At 42.8% G+C, this 7,471-nt stretch carries 7 protein-coding genes; 3 read left to right on the forward strand and 4 right to left on the reverse strand.

All coding sequences use genetic code 11. The annotated features are described in order from the left end of the window. Positions 1–117: 117 nt before the first annotated feature. The 3 genes from ppnN to queF form a co-directional block, all read right to left on the reverse strand. Positions 118–1,482 carry a nucleotide 5'-monophosphate nucleosidase PpnN gene (ppnN, locus tag JC525_RS04080; RefSeq protein WP_198814641.1) on the reverse strand — a complete coding sequence of 455 codons (1,365 nt, stop codon included), beginning with the start codon at positions 1,480–1,482 and terminating at the stop codon, positions 118–120. Between the two features lie 11 nt (positions 1,483–1,493). Beyond that, positions 1,494–3,050, reverse strand: a complete 1,557-nt coding sequence (locus JC525_RS04085) for a GGDEF domain-containing protein (protein ID WP_198814642.1) — start codon at positions 3,048–3,050, stop codon at positions 1,494–1,496. Positions 3,051–3,124: 74 nt separating this feature from the next. Next, a complete protein-coding gene (gene queF / locus JC525_RS04090) occupies positions 3,125–3,985 on the reverse strand; it encodes an NADPH-dependent 7-cyano-7-deazaguanine reductase QueF (RefSeq protein WP_198814643.1) in 861 nt (286 codons plus the stop codon). Between the two features lie 144 nt (positions 3,986–4,129). On the opposite strand from queF, the gene syd reads away from it, so the two are divergent. After that, the gene (syd, locus tag JC525_RS04095) at positions 4,130–4,675 is read left to right on the forward strand and encodes a SecY-interacting protein (protein ID WP_198814644.1); all 546 of its coding nucleotides are present in this window, start codon (positions 4,130–4,132) and stop codon (positions 4,673–4,675) included. Positions 4,676–4,692: 17 nt separating this feature from the next. Here syd and JC525_RS04100 read toward each other — a convergent pair whose 3' ends face one another. Continuing rightward, positions 4,693–4,902: a hypothetical protein gene (locus JC525_RS04100; RefSeq protein WP_233094957.1), complete on the reverse strand. Its 210-nt coding sequence runs from the start codon at positions 4,900–4,902 to the stop codon at positions 4,693–4,695. A 419-nt stretch (positions 4,903–5,321) separates the two neighbouring features. Here JC525_RS04100 and JC525_RS04105 point away from each other — a divergent pair, with 419 nt between their 5' ends. Both JC525_RS04105 and JC525_RS04110 read left to right on the forward strand, forming a co-directional pair. Next, the gene (locus tag JC525_RS04105) at positions 5,322–5,687 is read left to right on the forward strand and encodes a DUF3192 domain-containing protein (protein WP_198814646.1); all 366 of its coding nucleotides are present in this window, start codon (positions 5,322–5,324) and stop codon (positions 5,685–5,687) included. Positions 5,688–5,882: 195 nt separating this feature from the next. Next, a complete protein-coding gene (locus JC525_RS04110; RefSeq protein ID WP_198814647.1) occupies positions 5,883–6,530 on the forward strand; it encodes a GNAT family N-acetyltransferase in 648 nt (215 codons plus the stop codon). The last annotated feature ends 941 nt before the right edge of the window (positions 6,531–7,471 follow it).

Raw genomic sequence — 7,471 nt, forward strand, 5'->3', positions numbered from 1 at the left:
TCGGGGTTCGATGTGCTTCACACACTTAACGACAACACTCTTTCTACCAGTGTACCGCAAAACGCGCGGGAAACATAAGTGGTAATCGTAAGCAAATACTTCTTACATAACGTGCTTTTAGTTCGTATCCTTCACAACGTAACAGGGTTCATAAGCACTACCTGGTAATTTCATTCTGTGTTGCTTTACAAAGGACTCTAACAATACATCCACCTTTTTCATCAGGGTGTTATCACCGGTGAGTTCAAAAGGTCCGTGCTTTTTGATTTGCGCAATGCCCTCAGCCTTTACGTTACCAGCCACGATTCCGGAAAATGCTTTTCGCAAGTTAGCTGCAAGCTCACTTTTACTTTGGTCGAGATGGAGTTTAAGGCCAGACATACTTTCATGGGTTGGGATGAAGGGTTGCTGAAAATCGTGCTCAATTTTCAATGACCAATTGAAACTAAAGGCGTCTCCCATTGCCCCTCTAAACTCTTTCACCTTTTCAAGTTCTGAACACAAAGTACGAGCCACTGCTTCAGGGTCATTGACGATTATTTGATACTTTGACTGAGCTTCAGCACCTAAGGTAGCGCCAACAAATTCATCAATAGCTTCAAAGTACTCCTCACTGCCCGCTGGTCCGGTTAATATAAACGGGAAAGGCTGTTGGGCATTACGCTCGTTCATTAGAATGCCAAGTAGGTAAAGTAGCTCCTCTGCGGTACCTACACCTCCTGGGAAAACAACGATGCCATGCCCTAACCGAACGAATGCTTCTAAACGCTTTTCAATGTCAGGCATGATTATTAATTCATTTACTATAGCGTTAGGCGGCTCAGCTGCAATGATGCTCGGTTCAGAAATACCGATATAGCGCCCTGCTTTATGACGCTGTTTGGCATGACCTATTGTCGCGCCTTTCATTGGGCCTTTCATGGCTCCGGGCCCACATCCCGTGCAAATGTTCATATCGCGAAGACCGAGCTGATAGCCAACTTCTTTCGTATATTTGTACTCAGTTTGATTTATGGAGTGGCCGCCCCAGCAAACGATGGTATTGACACCATCATTGCCCTCAAGTGCTTGGGCATGACGGAGCATGTCAAATAGCATGTCTGTAATTTCGCTGCCTTCAGCGGGGGCTGTTTGATGAAGAAATGCGTACTTGTTTCCCATGTAAAGCAAATCGCGAAGTACTGCGAACAAGTGTTCATGCACTCCGCGCACTAGCTTTCCATCAACAAAGGCAACTTCAGGGGGATTGATCAACTCAATTTTAACCCCTCGCTCACGACGAATCAGTTTAATTTCAAAGTTTTCAAAAGGTGCGAATAGCGCTTCAAAATTGTCTTCGTCTACGCCGCTGTTTAACACTGCTAGGCAGCAATTTCTGAACATATCGAAGAGTTCGCTATTCGCGGCATCTTGAAGACGAGCAACCTCTACTTGAGAGAGTTGGCTCATCCAGCCAACAGGGTTAAGCTGTACCTTTTTCATAAATCTACTTCCTATGAACCAGCGCTTAGGTCAGTGACAACAAGATTGCGGCCGTCGCGTTTTGCTTTGTAGAGATATTCATCGGCCCGTTCAAATACAGATTCCGTGGTGTCCTTTTCTCCGAAGCAAGTCGCGCCAAAAGAAGCGGTAATCTTTACTTTTTCTTGTTTAAACTTAAACGGCATAGCTGCTAGTTTAGTTCTGATGCCGTTAAGTTTTTTGTCAATATCTTGTATTGTCATTTCCGGCAGCAACATCACAAACTCTTCTCCTCCCCATCTAGCGATAAATTCATTGACTGAGAGGTTTTGTTTAAGAAATTTGCTAACAACCTGCAGCGTTTTATCGCCCGCGGCGTGTCCAAACCTGTCGTTTATAGATTTGAAAAAATCGATATCGACAACGGCCACGGCCAATAAGCCGCCGTTCACTTTAAAATTGCTATATGCGGCTTCAAGTCGCTCATTGTAAGCTTGCCTGTTAGGTAAGCGAGTTAGCGTGTCCATTCGACTTTGCATGGCTTGTTCAGCAATCTTCTTCTTATAAGCACTGGTTTGCTGCTGCAGTGTATCAATACGAGATTGCATAGCCGAGAGTAAGGCCAACAATCTCTCTTGGCCTTGTTGATCATTATTTTGCTGCTCGCTTAGCGTAGTCGCTAGCTCTTTAACACAGATTTGAGTTTGCTCTTTCAACCGCTCAAAAGACTGGCTTTCAGATACTGCCTCTTCAATATGGCTAATATGACGAATGAGTTGTTCGTTGCCAGCGCGTCTTTGTTCAAACTGGGATTGACTGCTTTCTATGGTAGTGTTCACATCACTGCTCACTTCACCAAGTGAACGATGGAGGCTTTGGATAACCTTCCCCGTCAAACTTGCCTCTGACATCGCGTCCTGCACTATCATGCGTAAAATCACGACGCAGCTTTTGAGTAACTGGTCCTCATCCATGCCTTCATCAAGCCGTTGCTTGATGTCGTTTAGCTGCTGGTCGTCAGGCTTCTTTTGTGCGTAAGAGGCGATTAAGTGGTTTAGCTCAACCAGAATAGAGCGATAGTGGGGGTTATCGTCTTTGATAGACCGAACTTGGCCGTTGCCGCTGGCTTTGGCGTCGTGCTCAGGCATCGCGACTGGCGATAGTCCAACCATTTCCTTGTTAAGCGCAATGCGGTGCAGCGCTATGGCTTTAGCGTATAACTTATAGATGCTGAAAATATCGGTGACAGGCTGATTGAGCTTAATAAGCTCTTGGGTGGTAAGCCCCTTGAGTTCATTGTCTTCAAAGACAATTTTCTGCAGTTGTTTCATCGCATCCTCTAACGAAGAAACAGTATCAACACCGTATTTTCTCAGTGTTATTTCTTGATGCTGCAGCGATGTGTTCAACTTTTCGATGCTTACCGCGGCCAAGCTGAAATTAGGAGTGCCGGAAAGATGCCCTCTCAATATTTTAAGCTCAGCATCTATCTTATTGGAAAAGCCCTCATAAAAAGCGGAGAGCTTCACGATAAACTGACAAAGAAGCATGTTACTTTGTTTTAGGGTTTGTAGTTGTTTTGCTTCCATATTCTCGTCTTTATTTCAATTCGCTTAGAGGCGGAATTTCAGCTAACCCAGTGAGCGTAAACGCACCGCTATTTCTACTGGCGTGCTTGGCGATGGTTGGGATAAGGCGCTTCATAATTTGAACGGAATGGGTTTATGTCCAATCCACCTCTTCGTGTGTATCTCGCACAAACAGTTAACTTGTCAGGGCTACATTTACGCATAATGTCGCTGTAAATGCGTTCAACACACTGCTCGTGAAACTCATTGTGCTGTCTAAAGCTAATTAAATATTGTAAGAGCCCTTCGTGGGCTATCGCCTTTCCTTCATACTTTATTTGAATACTAGCCCAATCTGGTTGACTTGTTATTAAGCAATTAGACTTAAGTAAATGAGAAACGAGTGTTTCGTTAACGTCTCCGCGATTTTTATCGACAGTCAGGTATTGTGTATTAGGTGAATATTCATCGGCAGTTATGTCTAGCTCATCCAACAAGATGCCATCGAACTCTTTAAACTGCAGGTCAGAAAATTGCTGTGGCAAAATCAAGTTTACGTCCACTGGTTGTCCCGCGCATGCAGATAAATCAGTCTGCAATACGTTTTTTACGTCATTGGCAGAGGTAAACTTAGTTTGATTAAAACTGTTCAAGTAGAGTTTGAACGACTTTGACTCTATTAGGTTCTCTGACGTTATTGGAACACGGCACTCTAAAATAGCGACACAGGGTTTTCCCTTTGGATTTAGCCATGAAAGTTCGAAGCCAGTCCATGTATCTATACCTGTAAATGGCAGTTGGTTACCATGCAGATTTAGCGTGTCACGGCTAAGGCTGCGCGGCACACCCTGCAATAGACTTGGATTGTATTCAAACTCGTAGTCAACCTGTTTACCCAAAGAAAGGTTATCAGGTGCAGAGATAATAATTTTTTTAGGTGGGTTGTCAGTCGACATAAGAACCTTTTATATATCTACCAGAAGGCGAGGGAAATTTGCGCTAAATCGATCTGGGTTCGAGTAGCGAAGCACCGTGGCCTTTGTATTGACTTAACTGTTTAGTTGTATAGTGTACCCCAAAAATACGCAGGTAACGTCACAATGGCTCTAACAATTTCAGAACAATTAAATAAATTTGTATCATCTTATGTCGAAGAAGCGAAAAGCGAAGGGCTTAAGATTGTTTTTGATAGCGAATGGCCATCCCCTTGCTATCAAGAAGTAGTATCGGATGGTGATTTTGTAAGATGGGAGCCAACAGTACAAACACCGAAGCTCTCTTTCGATAACGTGGAAGAAGCGATGTCGTTGAAGCTGCATCCAGATTATTGTAGTTACTTTACTGCTTATTACAGCGACAACCTAAAAGCTAAAGCCCCCCAGGGTAACTGCGAACTGCTCCAGGTATTCAACCAAGCAGATTTTGAGCGACTTCAGCAAAACTTAATTGGTCACTTATTAATGAAGCAGCGGCTAAAGCAAGCTCCTACCTTATTCTTTGGGCTTACTGATGAAGAGGATTTTATTCTAACGATCGTAAATGACAGTGGTGAAGTTGCCCTTGAGCAGGTAGGTAGAGAACCAACAAAAATTCTTGCACCTTCACTCGCTGAGTTTATAGCGCAGCTTACGCCCATTACAACGTAAAGGCTCTTATCGTTGCGTTATCTTTTTTCGTTAACCAGCTGCTGCAAAACCCGCTTAAGCTCATCTACTTCTTTTTCTAAATTTTCAATTCGCTCGTAAAGGTGGTCACTCCTACTGGGCGGTAATTCAGGATGTGGTGGTGCCGATGCGCTTCCTTCATGTCTATCCAAGGCGGGTTTGTTAGCGTTAAAGCGTTTAATGGCTTCAATCGCTTCGGTTACTGACACTTTAAACGGCGCCTTTGCCCGCAAAATTCCTACCGTGGGCGTTTTGCCTTCATTATGCATTTGAAGACACAGAGCGTGTAGGTGTTGTAAGTTCGAATTATTCATAATAAAAGAATGTTAGGTTGAAACTTAAATTAGTTTAGCTTGATAAGGTGGTTAATTTCACCAAAAAATTAGCATTTTCGCTAACTGTTAAACACGCCTGGCTATGGTTTTTTATTAAAACCTATAAATATCAATGGTATAAAATTCTGGTCTTATTCTTGTTTACCTTGTTTCAATCAATTTATACGCGCTTAGTCGGTGTTGAAAGGGGAAGGTGTGGGCTCCATGTCGCATCAAGCTGTATTTTTAATATCTCACTAAAAGTCGCATCAAAAAATTGTAAACTACTACACAAATAAAAATAAGGAATTCACATGAAAACTATACTTCTTTCTGCTGCTTTGGCCTCTTCACTCCTTTTGTCGGGCTGTGTTGTATCTGTCGGCGGGGGCTCAGACAGTCATTATGGCGCTGACTGGGAAGATAGAGAGTTTAACAATCGCAAGCACATCGCAAACCTCGAAAAGGGTACAAGCTATGAAAGTGTACTCAGAAAAATGGGTGTAGCAGACTTCAACGAACTGTTTGAAAAGCAAGATGGCACTTACCGCGTGCTTTATTATCGAACGCAAAAAACCATGGGTGATGGTATTACGACGAAGGATGAATGCACGCCGCTAGTATTCAGAGATGGAAACCTCGTTGGATGGGGGGATAGTGCTTACGGTTTAATGCATTAATCATTCTTAGAATTAATGCGTCTCGTACTGCTTTATGTATTTTGTTAATAAAAAGTTAACATTTTAGGGGTTTTCGCGTAGGGTAAAGTTTGAACAGGTGAAATGGTCGATAGCGTTGTTGAATCTAGAGATCGTAATTACTCATTTCACTGTAATGGTTAAGCCACTAAAAAACTTTGCGTTTGAGGAGCCCCTATGAGTAACGAAGCGATGGATGGTGCGTTAGCCCCTCTTCAAGAAACTGTCAAAGCAATATATCTAACCGTAGACGATCTCAAAGTTGCCGCCTCTATTCTCTACAATGCTTATGTAGACGACCCTCTATTTATAGATATTTTTCAAGCTGAGAAAGAAGGTTACGAGAACCGTCTTCGTTCCGCCATACGCGAGGAATTGAACGCATTTTGGGTAGCAGAACAACCTATGATCGGTCTTTTTGATGAAGACAGGTTAATTGCAGTTGCTTGCTTGACAGCGCCCGACGCAGCATTCGGCTCTGGTCGATATTGGCACTGGAGACTAAGAATGTTGCTAACGGCGGGGTTATTTGGCACCAAACAGATGCTGGAGAAAGAAGAAAAAGTCAGGTCACTGGTGCCCGCTGATAATTTTCATATGCTCAGCTTTATTGCGGTTCATCCCGATTATCAACACCATGGTCTTGGCCATATATTACTTGGTGCTATTGACAGCGTAGTCGAGGAAGATGAAAAGAGCGAAGGGGTATCAGTATTTGTTACGATTGATAAACACCGTTCATTTTTTAACGACGATAACTATCAAGTTGTCGGGCAGTTAAGCCTTTCTCACGTTAACGGCGATGTCATGTTTCGTCGCACGTGATTCTTTTCTATCTTATGTTGTTCGTTTTTTAAACCATTCCTGCCATCATAATTTTCGTAACGTTAAATTTATGACAGAGTTTGTAGGATATCTCTTACAAACTCTGTGCGTGATCTTACCTAAATTCGTCAATAAAAATTTAGACAAAAGTATAAAAGTATTGATTCTATTGGCTTTTTTAAAGACTAGTCAAAAGTAGTAAGAAAAACTGTTTAAAATTACTGTAATTCAACATGGCGGTAATATTTGAAAGGAATACTATATACATGTCACAAGGAAACACGACGAGTCACGGATTGAGTAAGGAAAGCGATAGGACAACTTAAGGATAAGATTCTCATAGGGCAGTGAGAGGATGGAAAAGGAAGGCAGAGAGGAAACTGCAATGATAGGGACATTAAAGGAATATTAAGGATTAAGGATATTTAGTGTGATAGGGCATCACGACAGGATGTAGCAAAGGAATAGGGATAAATGCTAGCAAGGAGCTAGGCGGCATGGAGCCAACGGCAAGGAAAAGCTCCAGTAGGATTCTGAGTTTGCATGGACGAGCAAACCAAGGATGAATAAGGGACATGCTAAAGTATTAGCAAAGCTGTAGCAGGATGTACAGCATTTGATGGACGAAGGAAAGGAATGTCAGCGGAGCCTGATGAGGACAGCCTCAGGATGAGGAACACTGTATAAAGGATGTGCAGTAAAATAGGAGCAAGGGAAAGGGACCTACGCATGGATGGGTAGCTCGCACAGGAAGGCGCGAGAGTAGATGGAAAGGGGCGTATACGGATTTTAATCGGGAAGATTTTAGTCGCAAAGGATCGCGGAGAAGGATACTCAAAATTCCAGGAAAAAGGGGAGCCGTCAGGTTCCCCTTTTTTTTTTGATGTGTCCCGTCCTGAAATACGTTGACATAAAGAGGATTTCTTTATGACAACTTCAAG

The sequence above is a fragment of the Alteromonas sp. IB21 genome, assembly GCF_016405965.1.
Taxonomy (GTDB): Bacteria; Pseudomonadota; Gammaproteobacteria; order Enterobacterales; family Alteromonadaceae; genus Alteromonas.